This is a genomic window from Ilumatobacter sp., from assembly GCF_046290335.1.
Lineage (GTDB): Bacteria > Actinomycetota > Acidimicrobiia > Acidimicrobiales > Ilumatobacteraceae > Ilumatobacter_A.
This window is the reverse complement of the sequence record NZ_JBKAGH010000008.1, coordinates 70337-92873: the sequence shown is the minus strand read 5'-3', so window position 1 is coordinate 92873 and position 22537 is coordinate 70337. Positions and strand designations below refer to the sequence as shown.

At 67.0% G+C, this 22537-nt stretch carries 19 protein-coding genes; 8 read left to right on the top strand and 11 right to left on the bottom strand.

All coding sequences use genetic code 11. The features are described from left to right. Nucleotides 1-88 precede the first annotated feature (88 nt). Nucleotides 89-646 carry a hypothetical protein gene (locus ACE37B_RS22245; RefSeq protein WP_409925540.1) on the top strand — a complete coding sequence of 186 codons (558 nt, stop codon included), beginning with the start codon at nucleotides 89-91 and terminating at the stop codon, nucleotides 644-646. A 39-nt stretch (nucleotides 647-685) separates the two neighbouring features. On the opposite strand, the gene ACE37B_RS22240 is transcribed toward ACE37B_RS22245, so the two are convergent. The 4 genes from ACE37B_RS22240 to ACE37B_RS22225 form a co-directional block, all read right to left on the bottom strand. Further along, nucleotides 686-3103 (bottom strand): glycoside hydrolase family 65 protein, encoded by a 2418-nt coding sequence (locus ACE37B_RS22240; RefSeq protein ID WP_409925539.1) that lies wholly within the window; start codon nucleotides 3101-3103, stop codon nucleotides 686-688. 109 nt (nucleotides 3104-3212) lie between these two features. Continuing rightward, nucleotides 3213-3974 (bottom strand): HAD family hydrolase, encoded by a 762-nt coding sequence (locus ACE37B_RS22235; RefSeq protein ID WP_409925538.1) that lies wholly within the window; start codon nucleotides 3972-3974, stop codon nucleotides 3213-3215. 9 nt (nucleotides 3975-3983) lie between these two features. Next, complete coding sequence (locus tag ACE37B_RS22230) at nucleotides 3984-5597, bottom strand: AMP-binding protein (RefSeq protein ID WP_409925537.1); 1614 nt, start codon at nucleotides 5595-5597, stop codon at nucleotides 3984-3986. Nucleotides 5598-5679: 82 nt separating this feature from the next. Beyond that, nucleotides 5680-6486: an LLM class flavin-dependent oxidoreductase gene (locus ACE37B_RS22225; protein WP_409925536.1), complete on the bottom strand. Its 807-nt coding sequence runs from the start codon at nucleotides 6484-6486 to the stop codon at nucleotides 5680-5682. Between the two features lie 172 nt (nucleotides 6487-6658). Here ACE37B_RS22225 and ACE37B_RS22220 point away from each other — a divergent pair, with 172 nt between their 5' ends. After that, nucleotides 6659-7792, top strand: coding sequence for an acyl-CoA dehydrogenase family protein (locus ACE37B_RS22220; protein WP_409925535.1), 1134 nt, complete (start codon nucleotides 6659-6661; stop codon nucleotides 7790-7792). A 187-nt stretch (nucleotides 7793-7979) separates the two neighbouring features. Here the strand turns inward: ACE37B_RS22220 and ACE37B_RS22215 are convergent, their stop codons facing one another. From ACE37B_RS22215 to ACE37B_RS22190, 6 genes are read right to left on the bottom strand one after another with little or no spacing between them, the layout of a single operon-like run. Then, entirely contained in the window at nucleotides 7980-9191 is a 1212-nt protein-coding gene (locus ACE37B_RS22215; protein ID WP_409925534.1) for a phosphotransferase, read from the bottom strand. After that, nucleotides 9188-10687: an FAD-dependent oxidoreductase gene (locus tag ACE37B_RS22210; protein ID WP_409925533.1), complete on the bottom strand. Its 1500-nt coding sequence runs from the start codon at nucleotides 10685-10687 to the stop codon at nucleotides 9188-9190. The genes ACE37B_RS22215 and ACE37B_RS22210 overlap by 4 nt, the downstream gene beginning before the upstream one ends. After that, a complete protein-coding gene (locus ACE37B_RS22205) occupies nucleotides 10684-11673 on the bottom strand; it encodes an alpha/beta fold hydrolase (protein WP_409925532.1) in 990 nt (329 codons plus the stop codon). The genes ACE37B_RS22210 and ACE37B_RS22205 overlap by 4 nt, the downstream gene beginning before the upstream one ends. Beyond that, complete coding sequence (locus ACE37B_RS22200; protein ID WP_409925531.1) at nucleotides 11673-13349, bottom strand: N-acyl-D-amino-acid deacylase family protein; 1677 nt, start codon at nucleotides 13347-13349, stop codon at nucleotides 11673-11675. Before ACE37B_RS22200 ends, ACE37B_RS22205 begins: the two co-directional genes overlap by 1 nt. Next, entirely contained in the window at nucleotides 13327-13620 is a 294-nt protein-coding gene (locus ACE37B_RS22195; protein ID WP_409925530.1) for a hypothetical protein, read from the bottom strand. Before ACE37B_RS22195 ends, ACE37B_RS22200 begins: the two co-directional genes overlap by 23 nt. Nucleotides 13621-13628: 8 nt before the next feature. After that, nucleotides 13629-13823, bottom strand: coding sequence for a hypothetical protein (locus ACE37B_RS22190; protein WP_409925529.1), 195 nt, complete (start codon nucleotides 13821-13823; stop codon nucleotides 13629-13631). An 89-nt stretch (nucleotides 13824-13912) separates the two neighbouring features. Between ACE37B_RS22190 and ACE37B_RS22185 the strand changes: the two genes are divergently transcribed. The 4 genes from ACE37B_RS22185 to ACE37B_RS22170 all read left to right on the top strand — a co-directional run bounded on the left by ACE37B_RS22185 (nucleotide 13913) and on the right by ACE37B_RS22170 (nucleotide 17680). Further along, on the top strand, nucleotides 13913-14530 hold the full coding sequence (locus ACE37B_RS22185; protein ID WP_409925528.1) for a TetR/AcrR family transcriptional regulator: 618 nt from the start codon (nucleotides 13913-13915) through the stop codon (nucleotides 14528-14530). A 79-nt stretch (nucleotides 14531-14609) separates the two neighbouring features. After that, nucleotides 14610-15413: an enoyl-CoA hydratase/isomerase family protein gene (locus tag ACE37B_RS22180; RefSeq protein ID WP_409925527.1), complete on the top strand. Its 804-nt coding sequence runs from the start codon at nucleotides 14610-14612 to the stop codon at nucleotides 15411-15413. 21 nt (nucleotides 15414-15434) lie between these two features. Continuing rightward, nucleotides 15435-16679, top strand: a complete 1245-nt coding sequence (locus ACE37B_RS22175) for a cytochrome P450 (protein ID WP_409925526.1) — start codon at nucleotides 15435-15437, stop codon at nucleotides 16677-16679. Nucleotides 16680-16696: 17 nt separating this feature from the next. Then, the gene (locus ACE37B_RS22170) at nucleotides 16697-17680 is read left to right on the top strand and encodes a TIGR03621 family F420-dependent LLM class oxidoreductase (protein WP_409925525.1); all 984 of its coding nucleotides are present in this window, start codon (nucleotides 16697-16699) and stop codon (nucleotides 17678-17680) included. Nucleotides 17681-17711: 31 nt separating this feature from the next. On the opposite strand, the gene ACE37B_RS22165 is transcribed toward ACE37B_RS22170, so the two are convergent. Next, the gene (locus ACE37B_RS22165; protein WP_409925524.1) at nucleotides 17712-18599 is read right to left on the bottom strand and encodes a hypothetical protein; all 888 of its coding nucleotides are present in this window, start codon (nucleotides 18597-18599) and stop codon (nucleotides 17712-17714) included. A gap of 125 nt (nucleotides 18600-18724) precedes the next feature. On the opposite strand from ACE37B_RS22165, the gene ACE37B_RS22160 reads away from it, so the two are divergent. Next, the gene (locus ACE37B_RS22160; protein ID WP_409925523.1) at nucleotides 18725-20350 is read left to right on the top strand and encodes a long-chain-fatty-acid--CoA ligase; all 1626 of its coding nucleotides are present in this window, start codon (nucleotides 18725-18727) and stop codon (nucleotides 20348-20350) included. A 186-nt stretch (nucleotides 20351-20536) separates the two neighbouring features. Then, nucleotides 20537-22423: a translational GTPase TypA gene (gene typA / locus ACE37B_RS22155; protein WP_409925522.1), complete on the top strand. Its 1887-nt coding sequence runs from the start codon at nucleotides 20537-20539 to the stop codon at nucleotides 22421-22423. Nucleotides 22424-22537 lie beyond the last annotated feature (114 nt).

The following is a 22537-nucleotide window of genomic DNA, read 5'->3' as shown; positions in this document are numbered from 1 at the left end:
GGCGTGATCCGGCGTGATCCGGCGTGATCCGATGGTTGTGGTGCGGTCGGTTCGCGGTTGGGTCACGTCGGGGTGATCTGATGGTGCCATGTCTCGATCACGAAATCGACAGGTGGGCGCCGTGCTCGGCGCCTTCGTCAGCGTCCTGCTCCTGTCCGCGTGCAGCAACAGCGATCCGCGCGACGTCGCAACGACGCTGATCCGTGGCGAACTCGCGGATCAGATCGGGATGGGCGACCTGACCGACGCAACGTGCGACACCCCGGCCGCCGAGGAGAAGGGCCAGACGTTCGAGTGCTCAGCACTCACTCCGGAAGGCTCGACGATCACGTTCCTCGCCGAGTTCGTCGAGGACGACGAGATCTTCGTGCGCACCTCCAACATCATCACGGCCGGCGAGATGCCGCTGGTCGAATCGGAAGCCGCCGAGATCTTGAGCCCCGAGGTCGGCGTCGAGATCGACCCCGCTGATGTCGCCTGTCCGGAGGTCACCAGCGTGCTCGACGAGGGCAACACGCTGGACTGCGTGATCACCGACGCGGAGACCGGCGAACGCTATGGCCTGACCGTGACGTTCTCGGATTTCGACGCCGAGAACGGGTTCGCGAGTCGCAACTACGTGATCGGTGATCTGATCACCGAGTGACCTGATCTCGCTCTGAGCGTCGACGTACCGGATCCGGACTCAGCCGGTCGACGGTGCGGCGGCTGCGACGAGATAGGGCTCGGTTGGGGTCACGATGATCTCACGGTCGCCGTCGATGATCGGCACGCCCACGCCATCGTGGACCGTGATCAATGCGCCCGCAGCGGTCACCTCGACGCTGATCGAGCACCCGTGGCGCTGCAGCGAGAAGCGAATTGCCGACCACGCTGGCGGAAGTCGCGGCGCGAACTTGAGCGCGGTGCCGGTCTCGACCATTCCGGCGAAGCCGTGCACGATGCCCGCCCAGGCGCCACCGCACGACGCGATGTGTACGCCATCGGCGGTGTTCGAATGTACGTCGCACACGTCCAGGTAGAGCGCTCGCTGGAAGTAGTCGAGCGCCAGATCCGCGTGCCCGACGTGTGCGGCGACGATGCCCTGCACGCACGCCGACAGCGATGAGTCGCCGGTCGTGATCGGGTCGTAGAAGTCGAAGTTGCGTCGCTTCTGCTCTTCGCTGAATTGCTCCTGGCGCAGATACATCGCCAACACGACATCGGCCTGCTTGAGCACCTGGTGTCGGTAGATCACCAGCGGGTGGTAGTTCAGGAGCAGGGGATACTTGTCGAGCGGCGTGCCTTCCCAGTCCCATGGTTCGAGATCGAGAAACGCGGTGTCTTGTGGGTGGATCGCGCGTTCTTCGTCGAAGGGGATGAACATCGCGTCGGCCGCAGCGTCCCACGCGTCGAGCTCCGCGAGTTCGAGACCGGTCCGGCGTTGCAACGCGATGAACGCTTCGGGGTTCCACTGGGCGAGGAACCGCACCGTGCGCGCGGCGTAGCGAAGGTTGAAGCGCGCCATGATGTTCGTGTAGCAGTTGTCGTTGACGACCGTCGTGTACTCGTCGGGTCCGGTCACGCGGTGAATGTGGAACGAGCCGGAGTTGTTCGTCGCGTAGAAGCCGAGGTCTTCCCACAACCGGGCGGTCTCCGTGAGGATCTCGGCGCCTTCTTCGGCGAGGAATTCGACGTCGCCGGTCGCATCGAGATAGCGCCCGAGCGCGAACACGATCGCTGCGTTGATGTGGTATTGCGCGGTGCCGGCGGCGTAGTACGCCGACGCCTCCTCGCCGTTGATCGTTCGCCACGGATACAAGCCGCCGCGCTGGTTGAGGACGCGGGCGCGTCGCCGGGCTGCGTCGAGCATCCTCCACCGGAAGCGCAGCAGCTTTCTGGCGGCGACCGGGTCGGTGTAGGCCAAGAACGGCACGACGTACACCTCGGTATCCCAGAAGTAGTGACCGTCGTAGCCGCCGGCGGTGACCCCCTTCGCTGCGATGCCCTGCTCTTGGGTCTTGATCGTCGCCTGAGCCAATTGGAACAGGTTCCATCGCAGCGCCTGCTGGGCGATGTGGTCGCCGTCGATCTCGACGTCGGACGCAGCCCAGAAGGCGTCGAGCGTCTCGCGCTGCTCTCGGTGGATCTCGGCGACCCCGAGCGTCTTCGCCCGTTGGATCGTGCGCTCGCATCGGTCGGCGAGTTCTTCGCAGGGCACGCCTGTCGACGTGTGGTACGAGACGTACTTCACGATCGTGATCGGTACGCCCGGCTCGGCGTGCGCTTCGACGATGGTCTTCGAGATGTCCTCGTCGACCTTGGTGGTGACCTCGTAGCGCCCATCGGCGTGGACCTCGTGATGCACACCGCACGCAAGGGTCATCGCGCTGTTCGTGCAACGGTAGCCGAGCACGACGGTCCCTGTGCCGTCGTCATCGCAGCCGTTGCGTCGCACCTTCGGCTGCAGGACCCGATGGTCGAAGCCGCTCGCCTGGCGCGGGTCGCGGGCATCGTCGCCTTCTCCGAGTGCGGCAGCGGCGACGTGGTACTCGTCTTCTCCGTCTTGGCGATTGAGCAGTTGCGAGGAGATCCAGACCGGTGCGGCGGCGTCGAGCATCGTCACCTCGAACGTCATCACGGCGAGGTGGCGTTCGGCCATCGACACCATGCGCGTCGAGCGAACGCGGACCTTCTTGCCGCCGGGAGTTCGCCAGATCAGCGACCGTTCGAGCTGGCCGGAGCGGAAGTCGATCGCTCGCTCGTAGGCGACGAGATCGGCGCTCGAGAGCAACAGCGGCTCGTCGTCGACGTAGAGCTTGATGAGTTTCGCGTCGGGCACGTTGACGATCGTCTGGCCCACCTTGGCGAAGCCGAACGCGTTCTCGGCGTGGCGGATCTCCCACGTCTCGTGGAAGCCGTTCAGATACGTCCCGTGTGTGTGTGCGTCTCGGCCTTCCTCGGGATTGCCGCGCATGCCGAGGTACCCGTTGGCGACGCTGAACAGCGTCTCGGTCACCCCGAGATCGGACGGGTCGTACTCGGTCTCGACGAAGCGCCACGGCTCGGCCGGGAAGCGATGTTGCGCCGGGCCGGTGGGCGGTGGGATGTGATTGCTGGCCATCTCGATCGGTCCTGGTCTCAGTCGCGGTGAGCCGCGTTGCGGTTGACGGTTCGGTTCGCAGCGTGGGTGCCGCTCTTGCTGACGGTGCAGAAACCGTGTCGTGACGCCGTCACGTCGACGGCAGCAACTGGTCGAGGTCGTCGACCACGAAGGTCGCGCCGTGGTCGAGCAGTGTCTGATGACCGGCGCCCCGATCGACCCCGATCGTGACCGCGAAGCCGCCAGCGGCCCCGGCGGCGACGCCCGACACCGCGTCCTCGACGACGACCGTGCGATTCGGCTCGACGCCCAGAAGACGCGCGCCGAGCAGGTAGCCGTCCGGCGCCGGCTTGCCAGCGAGACCGGCATCGCCGGCCACGATGCCGTCGACGACGACCTCGAACCGGTCGTGGAGTCCCGCCGCTCGCAGCACCGGCACGGCGTTGCGTGACGACGACACGATCGCCGAGTCGACGCCGAGGCGCTCGAGCAGGTCGAGTGTGGCAGCCGAGCCGGGGTACGGAGCGATGCCGTCGCGCACGAGGATGTCGTTGAACAGCGTGTTCTTGCGGTTTCCCAACGCGGCGACGGTGCCGGTGCCGGGTGGGTCGGTCGGGTCGCCGTCGGGCAAGGTGATCCCTCGGCTCGCGAGGAACGAGCGGACCCCGTCGTAACGCGGCTTGCCGTCGATGTACGCGAGGTAGTCGGCCTCGGTGTAGTCGAAGTCAGCGAAGAGTTCGCCCCACGCGTGTTCGTGGATCTCGGCGGTCGGAGTGATCACGCCGTCGAGGTCGAACAGCACCGCATCGAAGTCGTTCCAACGGAATCCGGAGATGCCGGTCTCGCGATCTGGTGCGTTCGCGTGATCCGCTGTGCCGTCCTGTTGCGCCATCGGGCCAGACTAGGAGCTGTCGCGAGCGAGAACGGCGAGTGCCTTGTAGTCCAGCTTGCCGTTGGCAGCGCGTCCGACGGTGCCGATGTCGAGCACTCGCTTGGGTGCCTTGTACGCCGCGAGGCGTGACTTGACGTGATCTCGCAGGGCAGCTTGGTCGAGGGTCGCGCCGGGCACGAGTTCGACCAGGGCCGTGATCGCCTCGCCCCACTTCTCGTCGGGCACGCCGATCACGGCGGCATCGGCGACCGACGGATGCAGTTTCAGTACCTCTTCGACCTCTTCGGGGTACACCTTCTCGCCGCCGGTGTTGATGCACTGACTCCCGCGGCCCATGAGGACGACGGTGCCGTCGTGATCGACCGTGGCATAGTCGCCAGGAATCGAGTAGCGGTCGCCGTCGATCACGACGAACGTCATCGCCGACTTCGCTTCGTCCTTGTAGTAGCCGATCGGAGTGCGGCCGCGGATCGCGACCCGACCGAGCTCATCCGACCCCGGCGCCACGTCACGGCCGTCGTCGGTGACGACCCGCGTGTTCGGACCGAGTTCGAAGCGGGCGGTGTCGCCGCTCGACTCCGACGTCGTGGTGTTCGTCGCCATCCCGATCGCTTCCGACGAGCCGAGCGCGTCGACCATGATGAGACGGGGATTGTGTCGCAGGAGTCCGTCCTTGGTTTCCTTCGACCACATGACGCCCGACGACACGATCACGCGCAGCGATGAGATGTCCCAGTGACCGGGTTCCGCGTCGAGTGCTCGCAGGATCGGTTTGGCGAACGCGTCGCCGACGATCGAGGTCGAGTTGATGCCGTAGGTCTGCACTGTGTCGAGGAATTCTTCGGGACTGAAGGATCGGCCCTGCATGGTGGTGATGGAGCCGCCGATCATCAGGTTGCTGATCGCGTTGAACAGCCCGGTGCCGTGCATGAGCGGCGCCGACGGCATGTTGCGCGGGCCGGCTTGGGTGAGGCGCGTCGTCGCCGCATCGAGGTCTTGCTCCGGTGGCATTCGCTTGCGGTTGTTGGCGTCGAGCACTCCGAACAGGTCGTCCTGTCGCCACATCACGCCTTTGGGCATGCCGGTCGTGCCGCCGGTGTAGAGCAGGAGCAGATGGTCACCTGATCGGCCCCACGAGCCCTCGACGTTGTCGTCGGTGCCGGTCGCTGCCGCGGTCTCGTACGGTGTCGCCCAGTCGGGGCACGTCCCGTGGCCATCGTCGACCCACAGCCAGGTCGTGATTCGTGGCACCCGGTCACGGATCGCTTCGATCTGTTCGGTGAACGTCGCGTGGAACACCACCGCCGTGACATCGCCGTTGTCCCACAGGTAGACGAGTTCGTCGGCAGCGTAGCGATAGTTCGTGTTGACGACGGCGAAGCCGGCCTTGAACGCCGCGAACACCGACTCCAGATACTCGGGACAGTTGTAGAGGTACTGGGCGACCTTGTCCTGCTCGCCAGCCCCGGGCCCCGAGAGCAGCCTGGTAGCGATGCCGTTGGCGCGGCGGTTGAACGTGGACCAGTCGATCTCGCGCGAGCCCTGCTGCTGACAGAGCGCATCGGGAAGCTGTGTCGCGATCGCTTCCCACAGGTCGGCGAAGTTCCATCCGGTGTCGTTCATCGGCGTCGAACCTACTCACCGAACCAGCCGACCGGACCAGCCGACCGGAACGCTCGACGTGCTCGGTGTGCTCCGGCGTTCGTCAGACCGGTGGGCCGAGACGGAGTCGGTCGTAGGCCGCGGTGACGGGGGAGTGTTCGCTCATCGCCGTCCACATCGACTCGATCCACCAGGTCGCGCCGGCGCTCGCGTATGCGCTCGGAGAATGCTCGGTCCACTGGCCTTCGACGATGATGTCGGTGTCGGGCGACGGCCCGTCGGCGATCGTGGTGCGAAGCCGTTCCACCTCGTCGAGCGTGGGCTGGCGCGCACCGCCGGGGCTGTCGGGATCGAGGACCTGCGGGATCACGCCGTCCCAGCGCAACGCACGCCGCATCGACCGCTCGCGGCCGATCGCTCCCACGCACCAGATCGGCACTCGCGGCTGCTGCACCGTTTCGCCGATCGTCGGGAAGTCGGTCGGGCGGATCCGGTAGTGATCACCGTCGTACTCGAAGGGCTGACCCGCCCAGAGTCCGCAGACGATGTCGAGGCATTCGTCCATCAGTTCGGCCCGGACGCGACGGTCGCACTCCTCGCCGAACGCCTCGAACCCGCTGTCGAGTGCTCCGAGGCCGACCGAGAGCGTGACTCGACCGTCGGACAGCCGGTCGACCGTGGCGACTTGGCCTGCGAGTTCCCACGGGCGTCGGCGTGATGGCGGGGTCAGCAGCGTCCCGAGGCGAATCCGCGACGTTCGGACCGCGGCGAGCGCGAGCGAGATCCAGGCGTCGACGCCCCACACCGGCTCCCAGACGAACAGTCCATCCCAGCCCGACGATTCTGCTGCTTCGGCGAGATCACCGATGTCGGCGGCGTCGCCCCACGGGACAACGAAGCCGTACTTCACGATCTCGACCGTACCGCATTCTCCGCGGGCCGTGTTCTCGCGCCGTGTTCTCGCGCCGTGTTCTCGCGCCGTGCCGCGTCGGTTGGTGCCATCGGCTCGACGCCTGCGCGGTCACGGTCGTCTCGACAGGTCACGATCGTGCGAATCGGTGGCAGTGTTCTACGCTCCGCCCATGGGTGTCGATGTCGTCAATGCCGCGGTGGAGGTCGCCGATCTGATCGAGGCGCACGCAGATGCAGGCGAGCGGGAACGCCGTCTGCCGACTCCGGTCGTCGAGGCGCTCGTCGCTGCCGACCTGATGCGGATGTGCGTGCCGGCCCAATACGGCGGTCCCGAGATCGAACCTCGACCGATGCTCGAGGCGATCATGGCGCTCGCTCATGCCGACGGCGCCGCAGGGTGGTGCTCGATGATCGCGTCGACGACCTCGTCGATGTCGGCGTTCCTGCCCGCCGAGGCAGCGTTGGAGATCTACGGCCCGTCGGCCACCGTCACCGGCGGCGTGTTCGCCCCGAACGGCACCGGCGCATCGGTGACCGTCGAGGGCCATGATGGTTTCTCGGTCTCGGGACGCTGGGCGTGGGGGAGCGGCACTCAGCACTGCCAGTGGATCCTCGGCGGAACACGCTGCGACGATCAGACCTTCCGACTGTGTTGGTTTCCCGCCGACGTCGTGACGTTCCACGACACGTGGCACACCGGTGGGATGCGCGGATCCGGATCGCTCGACTACTCCGTCGACGGAGCGTTCGCTCCCTCCGAACGAACGATGCAACCCGGCATCACCCTTCCGGTCGTCGACACGACGCTGGCCCGGTTCCCGAACTTCGCCCTGCTCGCAGCGAGCGTGGCGTCGGTCGGGCTCGGTGTCGCCCGGCGAGCGATGGACGAGGTCCACGAGATCGCGCAGGGCAAGCGCCCGCAGTTCTCGGCCCGCACGCTCGCCGAGAGCGCGTTCACGCAGATCGAGTTCGCTCGGGCCGAGGCGGCGTTGCGTTCGGCGCGAGTGTTCCTGCTCGACGAGATCTCCCAGGCGTGGGAAGCCGTCGCCGCCGACGGCGAAGCGAACCTGGAGCGTCGGACCGGTATCCGCCTCGCAGCGACGCACGCTGCGTCCGTCGCCGCCGATGTCGCCGACGTCGCGTTCACGCTGGCGGGCGGCAGCGCGGTCTACGACACCAGCGTCCTCGGCCGGTGTCTGCGCGATGCCCACGTCGTCACGCAACACATCCAGACGGCGCCCAAACTCAACGAGAAGATCGGCCAGCTGCTGCTCGGCATCGACACCGACGTCGCCATGTTCTGAAGCCGCCGGCACGGCGTGAGCGAGGCCGATGGGACGCGAGCAACAGGGCTCGAGTCGACGGCCGCGTACTCGTCGTGAACGAGCGCGGGACCGTGCGCAGCGTCCGAGCGGATGCCGTCGTCTATCAGGGTCGGAGCGTTGTGGATCGGTGCGGCCGCCCCCGCAAGACGGTGGTCGACTCGCTGCGTCAGCGGAGCCAGTCGAGGACGCGGAGTTGGATGACGTCCAAGAAATCGTCGCCGCCGGTCGCCACCGAGGTGTCGAGCACGTCGGCGCTGCCGACGATGCGGTGCGCCAGCAGCTCTTTGGCGAGCTCGCCATCGCGGACGAGTTCGTCGAACGAGTACGACGACACGCCGGAGGCGACGAGTGCTTCGTGGTACGCGCGCAGCAGTGTCTCCTCCTCGTCGCGATGATCGGCGCTGAGCGCGGTGGTGATGAAGTAGGCGACGTCGATGGCGGGCCGTCCGGAGCTGAGGCCCTGGAAGTCGAGCACCACCACCTCGCCGTTCGGGCGGAACAGCACGTTGTCGAGTCGGTAGTCGCCGTGCAGCAACGTCCAGGGCTCCGCGGCCAGCGACGAGCAGATCTCGGGGACTCGGGTCTGGATCTCGTCGAGGCGTTCCAACATCCCGTCGTGGAGCACCGAGCCGAACCGCTCGACGAACGCCTCGCGGTTCCTGACATAGCTCGCCTGCCCGACGCGAGGCACGGTGTCGACCGGAAAGATGTGCCGGTAGTGCTGCGTGGCATCGGTACGCATCCAGTTCGCGGCGTGGAACCGAGCGAGCACCTCGAGCGATCGTCGGGCATCGTCGAGCGAGCCGCCCGACATCTGCGTCGGCGGACGGGCGTCGCTGATGTCCTCGATCACGAGGATGTAGCGCCGCCTGCTCTTGCCCGACATGCCGAGGAAGCGGTTGATCACCCAGTTGACGCCGCGGATCGACAGATGGTCGAAGAGGAAGAACAACGGGCGTTGGATCCACGGAGCCGGATCGGGGTCCATCTCCCCGTGGTGATAGCCGGGCATCGGGACGCCGAGCGTCGTCCGGAGGGTCTGGTAGACGACGATCTCACGTTCGTAGGCGCGCAGCGCATCACCGGCAGCGAAGTTCTCGGGGACCTGCGTCGGTGTCTTCACGATCACCGACGAGGGGAGATCGGCCGAGTCGCCGATACTCGCCGTGGGGCGCCAGCTGAGGTGACATCGATGGACCTGCCCCATGAATCCGATGCCGACCCCGATCTCCTCGCAGCGCACTTCCGTCACCGTCGAACCGGTGGCGAGGACGTCGGTGAACCAGTCCGCGGTGAGTTCCTCGACGCGCTGCGGGATCACGCGTTCGGGGGTCCCGTGGCGTGCGGCTCTCCGGCGGCTGCCGTGCTGACGGCTCATCGCCCGTGCGACCGGGCGTTCGATGCGACCACGAGGAGGTCGTCGCGTGGCAGTCCGAGCTCCGGCAGAGGTGGCCGCTCGTCTTTGGAAGCGTGGGCCGCCCCGGCGGCCGCCATCACCTTCGGGTCCGCGAACAGCGCAGTCGGATCGTCGAGCATGTTGAACGAACGGAAGAACGCACGGAACACGTCGGGGTCGACGCGGGTAGCGGGAATGAGCCCGTTGACGACGAAGTCGCGCGTCGCAACGGCAGCCGGGTCTGGCTCGGCGCGCCCCTGGAGCGCAGCGTGCAGGCTGGATCGATCGGCATCTTGTCGACAGGCCATCCGATAGTGCGGTTCCATCTCGTTGCGCACGGCCTCGTCCATCGCGTGGGCGACCGCGACACGGTCGCCACCATGTCGGATCAGCGCATCGGACAGGGCCTCGGCTCCGATCCCGGCGATCGAGCAACCTTTGCCGTACCAGGGATTGGTGACGACCGCGGCGTCGCCGATGACGACCAGGCCGGTCGCGACGGGTTCGCCGTCGACGACGAAGCGTCGGATCCGGTTCTGCAAGCGGGCCATCGATTCGACATCCGAGATCGGGTCGGCCAGCCCGTCCTCGGTCCACGGTTCCAGCGGTACGAGGGTGCGAATCGCGGCTTCCCATGCATCCACGTCTCGCAGCTTCAGCAGCTCGCGATCGCCCGTCGGGATGCCGAGGGTGATCGAGAAGGTCTGGTTGTCACCGTAGAACCCGGCGAACGCCAGATAGCCGAGATCGCCGCCCGCGCCCGCCTTGGTCAGCACCGGAAGCGTCCGGCCGTCTCGCAGCCGGTAGAAGCGCGAGAGGTAGATGATCCCGGCCTCGCTGTGCTCTTCGCCGGGCTCGGTGGCGCCGAGTTCGGCAAGCCAGTCGAGCACGGGAGTGCTTCGTCCGCCGGCGACGACGACGAGGTCGGCCTCGAGCGTGGTGCCGTCGTCGAGTCGCAGGCCCCTGACACTGGTGGCCCTGGGCGCGTCCGTGCCGCCGGTGCCGTCGGCGAGGAGCCCCTCGACGCGGACGCCGCCGCGCCACGTGACGCCGGGTTCGGCGGTCACAGCTTTGCGGAGTACCCACTCGATCGTGAGGCGCCGGCAGCACAGGATCGCGAGTTCGTCGTCGCCGTCGCGTGGCTCGCGGTCGATGATGTCGGGTGGCAGGATCTGCTCGATCGAGAGCTCGGTTGCTCCCTGTTCGCGCAAGGCGTCGAGTACGTCGGGTGCTCGGTCGCAGAGAAATCGCCGAAGCCGCGCGAGCAGGGCGTGCGACTGGCGAGCATGCGGCGAACCTCGCCGGTCCCACTGCTCGAAGGCCTCGTCGGCGGTCGCCGGGAGGTCGGTGTCGTCGCGCTCGTACACGGTGACCGAGTGGCCGTCACGTGCGAGCACCAGCGCAGCGAGCATGCCGGCCATGCCGCCACCGACGACGGCGATGTCCTGGGGTGTCGCGGCGCGACGTGTCGCGTTCACGACACGCTCCGCAGGAAGTCGATCAACGCGTCGTTGACCTGGTCGGGCCGCTCCTGTTGAGTCCAGTGTCCGCACCCCTCGAGAATCGTCGAGCGGTGTAGGTGTGGCAACGTCCGACCGAACGCAGCGATGGCCGCAGCGCCCCACACGGTCGGTCCGTCACGGTCTCCGCCCACGAACAACGCCGGCACCCGGATCGACGCTCCCCGGAACGCTGCGAGGTCCTCCCAGTCGCGGTCGACGTTGCGGTAGCGGTTCAGCGGTCCGCGAAACCCCGAGTGTTCGAACTCGCTCGCGTAGGCGTCGACGTCGTCGTCGGTGAGCCATGCAGGCAGCACGTCGGGCCGGTGGAAACGATCCTTCATCTTCGCTCCCCGCGGCACGGTCGCCACCGTGCCCGCTGCGGGGTCCGGTGGTGGAGCGTCACCCGATGCCGTGACCATGAATCCGAGCAGCCAGTCGCGGACGTCGGCTTCGATCTCGGCTTCGGCTCGTCCCGGTTCCTGGAAGTACTCGACGTAGAACTCCTCGTCGCCGGCGAGTGCGCGCATCATCTCGAGCGGGCGGTGTTCCGACGGTGGCGAGAACGGCACCGACAGCCCGGCCACCGCGACGAACACGTCCGGTCGCAGCATCGCCGACGTCCACGCGATCGGGGCTCCCCAGTCGTGCCCGACGATCGTCGCCGTCTCCTCGCCGAGCGCAGCCACGAGGCCGACGTTGTCGGCGACCAGTCGAACCATGCGGTACTCGTCGATCGCCAACGGCTTCGACGAGCGTCCGTAGCCGCGAACATCGATCGCCACCGCCCGGTAGCCGGCCTCGGCGAGGGCGGGAATCTGATGGCGCCACGAATACCACGATTCGGGAAACCCGTGCACGAGCAGCACGAGAGGGCCCTCGCCCGCCTCGACGCAGTGCAGGCGCGTGCCTGCCACGTCGACGACGTGGGATCGACAGCCTGCGGGGAGAACCGGGCCCGACATCAGCGGGTCGCGATCTCGCCGGCGCGAGCGCCCGGCACGTACCCGTTGCCGTCGGTCCACGTGATCTCGCCGTTGACCACGACGGTCTCCACTCCCTCTTGCCGTCGGATCCACCGGAGCCCGTCGCCGGGGAAGTCGTCGGACGCGATCTCGGGCCCTCGGCCGATCCGATCGGCGTCGAAGACGACGACGTCTGCTGCGTTCCCGGTGGACAGGAGGCCTCGACCGTCGAGTCCCCAGATGGTGGCGGGGTCGAGGGTGATCTTCTTCACTGCTGCCTCCAAGCTGAGCGAGTTCGTGGTGCGAACGAACTCGGAGAACAGGTAGCCGGTGTCGCCGAACGTCGAGAACGAGCCGACATGGGCACCGCCGTCGGACGCTCCCACGTGTACGAGTGGGTCGGCGAGCAACTCGCCGATCACCGGGGAGTTGTCGTGGCCGATCGACGCTCTGATGAACCACGTGCCGAGGTCTTCGTCGAGCGCGAGGTCGACGATCGCGTCGCCGGGGGTGCATCCACGTTCGTCGGAGATGTCGCTGATCGTTCGGCCCACGAGCTCGCGGTTGCGGTCGTGGACCACGTCGCGCACGACGAACGCGCCCGCGCCGCCGGTGCCGCGCGCAGCGAGCGCGTTCATCTCGTCGACGAGCTTCTGGCGTCGGTCGGCGACCGCGGCGAGCTTCGCGCTGTGGTCGCCGAGCGAGGCGACCTGCCACCACGACGGCATCGTCAGCAGCATGAGACTGCGTTGATCGAGGGTGAAACTGATGTCGATCGGCCGTGTCTGCACCTGCGGCCACACCGCAGCGCCTCGGGCGCGGGCCTCGTGCACGGCGGCCATCACCTTGGTGACCGCGCCCGGGTTGGCGTCGGAGTGGAACAGCGGCGACAGCGTCGTCGTGATGCCGTGGCGAAGTGACAGGTCGGCGAGCTGGTCGATGCGGGCCACGGTGAGGTCGGCATCGAAGAACTCGTGCACGATCTGGAGAACGGCTGGCTTCTCGCCGAGCACGGCGCACAGCGCGTCGAGTTCGGCGGGAGCGGCCCAGCGGCTCGGAACCGGACGGTAGGTCTCGTCGATGTCGACGAAGCTGGTCGACAGGCCGATGGCGCCAGCGTCGAGACATGAGCGTAGGAGATCGGCCATCGCCCGGGTTTCCTGTGCTGTCGCATGACGCTGTTGCGCGTCGGCGCCCATGACGAACATGCGCAACACCGAGTGGCCGACCAGCGGGGCGACGTTGAGTGCGATGTTCGCGGCGAGAGTGTCGAGCCAGCTTCCGAAGCCCTCACCCCACCGCCAATCGACCCCGGCGTCGAACGCTGCCTCGGGCATCTCCTCGATGAGTCGGAACATCCGGCTGAACGCGTCGCGTTGATCGACGCGGAGCGGGGCGAGCGACAACGAGCAGTTGCCCGGCACCACCGTCGTGACGCCGTGTTCGATGGCGGGAAACGCGTACGGGTCGAAGCAGAGCTGGGCGTCGTAGTGGGTGTGCGGGTCGATGAAGCCGGGGGCGACGACTTTTCCGGTGGCGTCGACGACGGTGCGCGCGTCACCCACCCGGCCGCCGACAGCGACGATGCGGCCTCCGTCGATCGCCACGTCGCCGTGGCGGCCCGGCAGGCCGGACCCGTCGACGATCAGTCCATCACGGATGACGAGGTCGAGCATGGTGGTGTCCCTTCGCGTCGTCGGCCGCCGGATGCGGACCGTCCTGGTGTTCGAGTGTCCGGTGTTCGAGCGGCGGGAGCACGACGCTCCACGGCTTGCCGACCAGTTCGTCGATCGAGGTCACTCCGGCGCGGTCGAGTGACGCGATGCAGGCCTCCTCGTCCAGCGAGATCGTCGTGATGCCGCCGTTGTCGTAGGTGATCTCGATGTCGATCTCGGCACGACCATCGTGACCGCCGACGATGCTGGCGTGGCTGATGACGGCCGTCATGCGATCGGTCATTCCCTCGAGGCCGGCGGAGGTTCGGTGAAGACGATGTCGCTGGGGAGCAGCACGCGCCCGCGACGTGCCGCCAGGTGAAGGTTCCACGAGAGCAGTTGATTCACGGGGTCGGAGGTCTCGGGCAGCACACGCGTCGCGACCGACTCGAGGTCCTCGCCGGGCTCGGGGGACACGAATCGTCGCAGACCCATAGTGGGATCGGAGCGTAGCCTGCTTGTTGAACGTCGTCCAATAGTTCGAGCGCGTTGGCTCCGAGCGCGTGAGTCGTCAAGATGAGGTGATGAGTTCCGTCGGCGACGCACCGCGTCGCGTTCGCCTGAACCCCGACGTCCGGCGCGATCAGATCGTCCGCGTCGCCGGGCGGCTGTTCGGGGAACGGCCCTACAGCGAGGTGTCGATCAGCGACATCACCACCGAGGCGGGAATCGCACGTGGGTTGCTCCACCACTACTTCGAATCCAAGCGTGAGCTGTACCTCGAGGTGGTGCGAGCGGCGGCTCGGGCTCCACTCGGCAACGAATCGGCCGCACCCGTCGGCACACCACAAGCGTGGAGCACCGTCGTCGACAGCTTCCTCGCAGCGATCGAACGCAACCCGACCCGATGGATGAACTCGGTGAACGTCGGCGGCGCCGAGCGAGACGACGAGGTGGCTGCGATCCTCGACGAGGCCCGGGAGATCTTCGCCGACCAGACGCTGGTCGCGATCGGGCTGGGCGACCGCGCCGACGAGCCGGTCGTGCGGGCGTTCGTGCGTGCGTGGGGCGGCTTCGTGCAGGAGTTGACCGTGGAGTGGGTCGGACGTGGTCGCATCGATCGCGATCGAGCTCGCCGGACGATGCTCGCGACCCTGCCGATCCTCGTCGAACACATACTCCCGCTTCTCGACGACCCGTGACGGACGCCGCCCGGCATGGGTCGAGACGTCGATGCCCCGGCACGGGTCGACACGTCGACGTGGCCTAGCGTTGCCGACCATGCAACGCATCGACGATCACGACTTCGAGACGATGACCGTGACGCGTCGAGGACACGTCGTCACGGTGACGATCGATCATCCTCGATCGCCGATGAACGCAGTCGACGCCGCTCTGCACTTCGAGTTCGCCGAACTGTTCCGACTCCTCAAGCAGGAACCCGAGGCACGAGCCATCGTACTGACCGGGAGCGGGCGGGCCTTCTCGGCCGGCGGAGACATGAGCTGGTTCCCGGCGCTTCGCGAACCCGACGCGTTGCACGCGTTGCGACGCGAAGCGAAGCAGCTGATCTGGGACCAACTCGATGTCGAGGTGCCGATCGTGTGCGCGCTGAACGGACCTGCTGTCGGGTTGGGCGCGTCGATCGCCCTGCTGTGCGACGTGATCGTCATGGCCGATTCCGCCGCGATCATCGATCCGCACGTGCAGGTGGGCCTCGTCGCCGGTGACGGCGGCGCCGCCATCTGGCCGTTGCTCGTCGGGCCGCTCGCCGCCAAACGTCACCTGATGCTCGGCGAACCGTTGACGGCCGACGCGGCGCTACGTCTGGGCGTCGCCAGCAGCGTGTGCTCGGCCGACGAGGTGGCGAACGAAGCCGATCGGTGGGCGCAGCGACTCGCCGCACAAGCGCCGCTCGCACTGCAGGGCACCAAGATCGCAGTGAACGCCCAGATCAAGCAGGCGCTGCTGACCAGCTTCGACCTGTCGACGTCGTTGGAGATGCCGTGCTTCGTCTCCGCCGACCACGCCGAAGCCGTCGACGCGTTCGTGTCGAAGCGATCGCCCGTCTTCCACGGTCGTTGACGCATCTGCGACGATGGTCGCATGTCGCTCGACGAAGACCGGACCACCCTCCGCAATGAACACGACGATCGCGTCGAGTGGCGCGGTGATCGACTGATCGCCGACCTGCTCGACCCCGACTTCTACCGTCGCAACCCCCACGACGCCTGGGAGTGGATGCGGGCCAACGAACCGGTGTATCGAGACGAACGCAACGGCTTGTGGGGCGTGACGCGACACGCCGACCTGATGGACGTCGAACGCCGTTCGACGGTGTTCCTGTCGGGGCAGGGCTACCGAGCGTTGTGGTCGCCGTCGGAGATCAACATGATCGCCCAGGACGACCCGCGCCACCGTCAACAGCGGATGCTCGTCCAAGGCAACTTCACCAAGAAGTCGGTCGAGCAGCGCCAGGCCGAACTCGACGAGTTGGTGCGTGAGGTCATCGACGCCGCGCTCGCCGACGGCGCCGACGAGATGGAGGTCGTCGAACAACTGTCGGGCCAGGTGCCGGCGCGCATGACCGCTCGGCTGCTCGGCTTCCCCGAGTCGCAGTGGCGCGATCTCAAGTCGTGGTCGGAGCGGTTGATGCGCACCGACATGCGCGAGCGCGATGGCAAGGTGTTCCGCGATTTCATCGATGCGAACACCGAGTTCATGACCGCGCTCGGCGGCATCGCCGCGGAGAAGTACGCGAACCCCGGCGACGACCTCATCTCGACGTGGATCCACGGTCGCATCGACGACGAGCCGCTGCCGCCCGAAGCGATCGCGCACGAGGTCGGCTTGTTCATCTCAGGCGGCGCGGAAACGACCCGCACGGCGCTGAGTCACGGCTTGCGCGAGTTCGTCGATCATCCCGAACAGTGGGACGCGATGGCGAACGACCCGTCACTCGTCGCCGGCGCGGTCGAAGAAGTCCTGCGTTGGGTCACGCCGCTCAACAACATGTTCCGGCGTGCCGGTGCCGACGATCGCATCGGCGATCAGCCCATCGAGCGGGGCGATCGCATCGTGTTGCTCTACCCGTCGGCGAACCGCGACGAGGCCGTGTTCGACGATCCGTATCGATTCGACATCCGCCGATCGCCGAACCCGCACGTCGCCTTCGGCTTCGGGACGCACCTGTGCATCGGCACCCACGTCGCCCGAGGGACGTTGGCGTCGGTGTTCTCGCAACTCTCGGCCAGGATCACCGATCTCTCGGCGATCACCGAACCCGACGTCGAGTCGAACATCTTCGCCCGCGCCGTCGTGTCGTTCCGGCTCGGTTTCGCGCAGCGGTAGCGGCCAACCTGGGCGCGATGAGCACCCAGCGCCCGTTTCGTTTCGCCGTCCAGTCGTACAGCGCCGAGTCGCCCCAGGACTGGCGCGACAAAGCCCGCAAGGTCGAAGAGCTCGGCTACTCGGCTCTGCATCTCGCCGACCACTACCTCGGCGACGGCCCTGCGTTGAAGGCCACCAACCATCCGCACCAGCGCTACGCCGCCATTCCGTTGATGACGATGGCGGCCGAGGCGACCACGACGCTGAAGATCGGTGCGCGCGTGTTCTGCATCGACTACCGGCCGCTCGCGATCTTGGTCAAGGAGGCGGCCACCATGCACTGGCTGAGCGGCGGGCGAATCGAATTCGGACTCGGAGCTGGGTGGCTCGCCGGTGAGTACGAGGCGTTCGGCATCCCGATGGACCGAGCCGGCGTGCGAGTGTCGCGACTCGACGAGTACGTGCGGGCCGCCAAGATGCTGCTGTCCGGTGAGGAGGTCGACATCGACGGCGAGTACGTCTCGTTGCACGGATTCGCCGCCTCGCCGGTCCCCGAGACGCCGATGCCGATCATGATCGGGGGCGGTGCACCGCGCGTGCTCGGGATCGCCGGGCGCGAGGCTGACATCGTGAGCCTGAACTTCGACAATTCCTCCGGGAAGATCGGCCCAGCCGGCGTGCAGTCGTCGACCGCCGAGAAGATCGACGAGAAGGTCCGTTGGGTGCGCGAGGGCGCCGAGTCGGCCGGTCGTGAACTGCCCGAGATCGAGATCGCCGGATACTTCACCGTGGTCACACCCGACGAGGCGTCGGGCGCAGCGACCGCCGAGCAGTTCGGGAAGATGTTCGGACTCGAGGCCCAGGAGATCATCGACCACCCCAACTGCTTGATCGGCACGCTCGACCAGATCGCCGAGCGCCTCGTCGAGCGTCGCGAGCGCTACGAGATCAGCTACGTGACGGTGAGCGACACCAACATGGAAGCGTTCGCCCCGATCGTCGAGCGGCTCGCAGGCACCTGAGTCCGCATCGATCTGTTGCCGTCGGCGCGGATCAGAAGATCAGGCTCTGGTCGATGCCGCAGGTGCCGGCAGCGGCGACCATTGCATCGATGACGATCTGGCGCTCGGCGCCCGACGCGGCGTTGTTCTGGCCGTTGCCGATGGCGTCCACGCCGATCGCGTTGATCACCTCGGTACCGAAGCAGATGCTGGCCGCTTCGCCGAGTTGGCTCGACCCACGTGACGACGACAGCAGTTCGCCGATGTAGCGAGCGAACTCCGGCGTCGTCGTCGCGTCGAACTCCGCTGCACTGACCAGCGGCGCGTCGCCGCCATCGACCGGGGTTTCGTCGACCGGGGTTTCGTCGACCGGTGACTCCGCTGCGGCAATGGCTGCATCGAGCTCGGCCTGGAGGCGAACGTTCTCATCGCTGAGCGTCGCAACCTCGGCCTCGAGGTCGGCGATCTGCGACGTGAGCGCGTCGAGCTCTTCCGCGCTGGCCGCGGACTCCTGTGCTGCGGCGAGTTCGGCACGCGCTGCGGCGAGTTCTTCTTCGGCGGTGGCGAGCGAACTGGTCGCCGCGGTGAGTTCGGTCTCGGCGGCGATCCGTGCATTGGTCGCAGCGTCACGCTCGACCAGCACCGCATCGCGCTCGACGAGAGCGGCGTCGGCATCGCTGCGGGCCCCGAGCCACAGGATCGTCATGACGATCCCGATGAGGAGACCGGCGAGGCCGACGAGCACGAGCAGCTTCGAGGCGCGGCCAGCGGCGCTGCCCGCCGGGTCGGGAGGGGGGAATGCCGGTGGCGGCGACGAGAAACTCACCGGTGCCGGCGACGAGGCTGCCGCCAGGGACGAGGCAGCCGACGGAGCATCGGGAGCCACCGGCGGCTCCGGCGGAGTCGCACCGGTCGAGCTGGAGTTCAAGAGGTCGGTCACCTACACGATCGTAGAGACTTGTCACGCGCGGCGGTGGGATGGCCACGCACAGATCGGCTGCCGGGCGCTTGCCGGGCCTGCGTTCGAGGCAGCGCCCGGTGATGCGAGTGACTACGGTCACGGCCATGACGACCACGGATTTTCCCGCTGCTTCGAACATCACCAACGTCGCCGGAATCGTCCGCGAACACGGCGCCGGGCGTGCCGAGCATGTTGCCCTCATCCAAGGCGAACGCGAGATGTCGTGGGGTGAGCTGCTCGATCGATCGTGTCGCATGGCCAACGCGCTGGCCGCCGCCGGTGTCGGCGACCAGGACCGAGTCGCGTTCCTCGACAAGAACGGCATCGAGCATTTCGAGGTGTTCTTCGGGGCGTCGCTGCTCAACGCCGTGTGTGTCGACGTCAACTGGCGCCTCGCCGCGCCCGAGGTGCGGTTCATCGTCGACGACGCCGACGCGAAGGTGCTCGTCGTCGGACCCGATTTCGTGCCGATCCTCGAGTCGATCGCCGATCAGTTGCCGAAGGTCACCACGTTCGTCGTGATCGGCGACGGCAACGCCGAGCTCGCAGGCGACGCAGCGGTGGAGCGCTACGACGACTGGGTCGACCGGTATCCCGCCGACGATCCGGGCACTTCCGGCGCCGAGTCGGACACGGCGTTCCAGCTCTACTCGTCCGGCACCACCGGCCGACCCAAGGGCGTGATGCTGAGCAACTCGAACTTCTTCAGCCTCCTCCCGCTGGCGAAGGACATCTGGGAACTCGACGCCGACGCGATCAACCTGATCGCCATGCCGCTGTTCCACATCGGCGGTGGGGGCTGGGCGATCGCCGGCATGTACGAAGGCTGTACGTCGGTGATCCTTCGTGAGCTCGATCCCGCGGCGCTCATCTCGCTGATCGAAGACCACGGGATCACGCACGCGTTCCTGGTCCCGGCCGTCCTGCAGTTCATGCTGATGGTGCCCGGCGTTGCCGACGCCGACTACTCGAGCCTCAAGGTGTTCGTCTACGGAGCGTCGCCGATCAGCGAGGAGGTGCTTGCCAAGTGCGTCGAGATGTTCAAGCCCTGCAAGTTCTGGCAGGCGTACGGACTCACCGAGACCACCGGCGCGATCGTCAACCTGCCGCCAGAGGATCACGATCCGACCGGCCCCAACAGGCACCGACTGCGCTCGTGCGGAGTCGCCGGGCCGGGGGTCGAGTTGCGCATCGTCGGCGACGACGGCGTCACGGCGCTCGGCCCGAACGAGGTCGGCGAGATCTGGATCCGCTCGCCGCAGAACATGGTCGGCTACTGGCATCTGCCAGAGGAGACCGCCAAGGCGCTCACCGACGACGGCTGGTTCAAATCGGGTGACGCTGGCTATCTCGACGACGACGGCTACTTGTACATCCACGACCGGGTGAAGGACATGATCGTGTCGGGAGGCGAGAACGTCTATCCGGCCGAGGTGGAGAACGTGCTGATGAAACACCCGGCGATCGCCGATGTCGCGGTGATCGGCGTGCCGCACGAGAAATGGGGTGAGACCGGCAAGGCGATCGTGGTGGCAGCGCCGGGAGCCGCCGCCGACGACGACACCGCCGCCGCCGACATCATCGCGTTCGCCAAGTCGCAACTCGCGACGTTCAAGTGCCCGACCAGTGTCGAATGGGTCGACATGCTCCCGCGCAACCCGACCGGCAAGGTGCTCAAGAAGGACCTCCGCGAGCCCTACTGGGCGGGCATGGACCGACGCGTCAGCTGACTCGCAGCCGCACCGCCAGCTCAGCGATGAGCATCGGCGTGACCGGTGCGCGTCGGTTCTCATCGCAGTGGCACGTGACCTGGCAGCGATGAGGATCGGTGTGAGCTGTGCGCGTCGGTTCTCATCGCAGTGGTACGTGACCTGAGGCTCCCGCATTCGGCGTCGTGGCGCCGATAGCGTCGACGCGTGACTCAATCGGACACCCTCTGTCGGCGCGACGACCTGCGCAACCTCGCGATCGTCGCCCACGTCGACCACGGCAAGACCACGCTCGTCGACTCGCTCCTGCATCAGTCGGGGGCCTTCCGCGCCAACGAGTCGGTCGCCGAGCGAGTGATGGACTCCGGCGACCTCGAGCGCGAGAAGGGGATCACGATTCTCGCGAAGAACACGTCGCTGGTCTGGAAGGATCGTCGTTCGGGTCACGACATCACCCTCAACATCGTCGACACGCCCGGTCACGCCGACTTCGGTGGCGAAGTCGAACGGGCGCTCACGATGGTCGACGGCATCGTCCTGCTCGTCGATGCGGCCGAAGGTCCGCTTCCCCAGACTCGCTTCGTGCTCCGCAAGGCGCTCGCTCGCGACCTGCCGGTGATCCTCACGATCAACAAGATCGATCGCCCCGATGCTCGCGTCGAAGAAGTCGTCGACGAGGTCTACGAACTCTTCTTCGACCTCGATGCCGACGAGCATCAGGTCGAGTTCCCGATCGTCTACTGCTCGGGACGCGACGGCTGGTCGACGACCGACCTCGACGAGGCCAAGGCGATCGTCGCCGGAACCGTCACCGGCAAGGACCTCGAGACGTTCGCCGAGGTGTTGCTCGACTCGATCCCAGCGCCGACCTACCACGAAGGTGCGCCGCTGCAGGCGTGGGTCACGAACCTCGACGCGTCGCCCTACCTCGGTCGTCTCGCGTTGCTGCGGGTGATGGAAGGCACGATCAAGAAGGGTGAATCGGTCGCGTGGTGCAAGCGCGACGGCACGGTCGCCCGCGCCAAGATCAACGAACTGTTCCTCACCGAGCACCTCACCCGCGTGCCCGTCGAGTCCGCTCGTCAGGGAGACCTGGTGGCAGTCGCCGGCATCGAAGACATCTTCATCGGTGAGACGCTCGCCGACCCGGAGAACCCAGTGCCGCTTCCCGTCATCGAAGTCGACGAGCCCGCGCTGTCGATGACGATCGGCATCAACACCTCTCCGCTCGCAGGTCGTGAGGGCAAGAAGCTGACGGCTCGCCTGGTCAAGGCGCGACTCGATCAAGAACTCGTCGGCAACGTGTCGATGCGCGTGTTCCCGACCGATCGCCCCGATGCCTGGGAAGTCCAGGGTCGCGGTGAGTTGCAACTGGCGATCCTCGTCGAGCAGATGCGCCGCGAAGGTTTCGAGCTCACCGTCGGCAAGCCGGTCGTGCTCACCAAGGAGATCGACGGCAAGACCCACGAACCGTTCGAGCGGGTGACCATCGACGTCCCCGACGAGTACATGGGCGCCGTCACCCAGTTGCTCGCGACGCGTAAGGGTCGGATGCAGAACATGACCGGTACCGGCTGGAAGCGCCTCGACTACATCGTCCCGGCCCGCGGCCTGATCGGGTTCCGCACGGAGTTCATGACCGAGACGCGTGGCACCGGCGTGCTCTCGCACACCTCCGAGGGCTACGAGCCGTGGGCCGGCGAGATCCGGTCGCGGCCGCAGGGTGTGCTCGTCGCCGACCGCACCGGCCCGGTCACGAACTACTCGATGGTCAACCTGCAGGAGCGTTCGACGCTGATGGTCTCCGCTGGTCAAGAGGTCTACTGCGGCATGATCGTCGGGGAGAACTCGCGCGCCGGTGACATGGACGTCAACATCTGCAAGGAGAAGAAGCAGACCAACGTTCGTGCCTCGTCGTCGGATCAGACGGTCAACGTCACGCCGCCGAAGATCCTGTCGCTCGAAGGTGCGCTCGAGTTCATCAGCATCGACGAGTGCGTCGAGGTGACCCCGAACAACGTCCGGATCCGCAAGGTCGAGCTCGACGCCACGATCCGCAACCGCGAAGCCAAACGTCGCAGCTACGAAGACTGACCCGCCCCACTCCGATCTCGACCCCGAATCGCGCCGCTCGATTTCGATCTCGACCCGAAATCGTTGCCACTGCTGGCGCGAATCGGGGCCGAGATTGCTGGGCGGGAATCGGGG